This is a genomic window from Pseudomonas sp. SST3 (assembly GCF_003325755.1).
The window spans coordinates 1-1,863 of record NZ_QORI02000214.1; the positions used below are offsets into that span (position 1 = coordinate 1).

2 protein-coding genes are annotated in these 1,863 nt (G+C 56.3%); one reads left to right on the top strand and one right to left on the bottom strand.

The window, feature by feature from the left end; genetic code table 11:
* Positions 1-143: 143 nt before the first annotated feature.
* Entirely contained in the window at positions 144-1,301 is a 1,158-nt protein-coding gene (locus DQ405_RS26730) for a hypothetical protein (protein WP_168426493.1), read from the top strand.
* Positions 1,302-1,555: 254 nt separating this feature from the next.
* Here the strand turns inward: DQ405_RS26730 and DQ405_RS26735 are convergent.
* Positions 1,556-1,863, bottom strand: a 308-nt coding sequence (locus DQ405_RS26735; protein WP_168426494.1) for a co-regulatory protein PtrA N-terminal domain-containing protein, incomplete at its 5' end; no start/stop codon positions are given.

Genomic DNA, 1,863 nt, shown 5'->3' on the forward strand with positions numbered 1-1,863 from the left:
GTCTAATAGAGGTAAACACAAACGCTGGCGGAGCAATGCTTAACGTACTGCTCGCCCGTGCGCAGCGCAGTTGCTGCAGCGGCGTGATAGGACTGTCGCCAGGCGATGAAGGCGCTGGCGGCTTCGAGCATGCGATTCTGGATATGTTCGCTCAGGAATGGTCAGCGAGTGGAGAGCAAAGGCCGCTAAAGCGCGTAGTTATCCTGGATGAAAGCCCACAGAGCCAGTACCTCTATCCCGAGTTTCTTCTCTTCCAACGGTTATTCGAATCGGCAGGAATCGACTGCATCATTGCCGACCCAACCGAACTGACGTTCGCTGCTGGTTCCCTCCTGGTTGGCGGCGAGCCAGTCGATCTGGTCTATAACCGTCTCACCGATTTCTACCTGGAAAGCGAAAACTGCAGCGCTCTGCGGACTGCATTCCTAGCTAATGCCGTGACGGTAACCCCACACCCTCAGGCGTACGCCCTTTACGCGGACAAGCGCAGGCTCGTTGACTTGACCAATGCAAGGCTGCTTGAAGATATGGGAGCGGATCCGCAAACCCGCGCCGTATTGGCGGAGTACGTCCCGCTTACGAGCCTTGTCGGGCATCGAAATGCAGAGCAGCTTTGGCAAAACCGCCGAAGCCTCTTCTTCAAGCCAGTCAGTGGCTTTGGTAGCCGTGGTGCTTACCGTGGGGAAAAACTCACCAAGCGGGTGTGGGAGGAAATTCTTAGCGGAAACTACGTGGCTCAGACGCTCGTGGCGCCTGGCGAACGCCGAATAGCTGCAGACCATCAGGTGCGCGCGATGAAGTTTGACCTACGCGCCTACGCCTATGCAGGAAAGGTGCAGTGGAATGCTGCGAGGGTTTATCAAGGTCAGACGACCAACTTTCGAACGGAAGGGGGTGGCTTTGCTCCCGTATTCACCTTAAATCCGGACGAGGAGCGAACCGTGTCAACACAACAACCGCAACACGCCTCGTATGTATATCTACTCGACGAAACTGGCGCTATAGAGGAGCTACCGCACCCGCTGTATGTCGCACTGGTTCGAGCTGAAAGCTCGATCGCAAAGCTCGCCGGTAAGCGTTTCAGGTTGGCAGACTGGTATGTCGCTATGGAGGACGGCAAACCCTCCAAGGTCGTCCGGGAATGGTACGGCTGGGTTGCGTTCGATGCACAAGGCAATTTCCAACCAGAGGTCGCTTCGCCGAATGGCGAGTCGGGCGGTGCTGGAAACATAGATGCCTCCGCCCTTCCTACCCCCGAAGAACATGATGGGCTCATGGGGCTGCTGTTCGAGAGCAAGTGACACCACGTAGTCGCGCGCGCCTTTAGGCGCGTCTGACGCGCTGAGCAAGCAGCAAGAACTTGCTGAGCCAGCGCCAAGTGGTTCGTCTATTCCTCTACGCTTTGGTGAACTTCACTACAAACCTCGACTCGCCCAGCTATACCAGCCGGGCTGAGTGCGCAGTGGGCTAGCGCTATAACTCAGCTGAAAAAAAACGGCACCGGTAAGGCGCCGCTAGGCCCAAAGGAGCAAAAAGGCCTGCACGATGGGAAACCTTACGGATGGCACTCCTTATCGGCCATCATCAGCTTATGTTCGCGCATCATCTGAGCCAACACATCGTCAACCAGTTTGTCGTGCTTTTCCATCCAGGCCAGGTGCTCTTCTACAGATATATCCGGGGCAGGATGCTCGTTGTGGAGATTGCTCATTAGTTCTTCAAGCATTTGCATGTGCTCCTTCATGTGCACATGACGCTCACTCGCTGGAGCTCCCTCCGCCTTTACCAACACAGCCTCCGCCTTGTCACGCATCTGCTGCATGCGCTCGAAGACACGATCACTCCCGCCCTCAGCCCAAACCA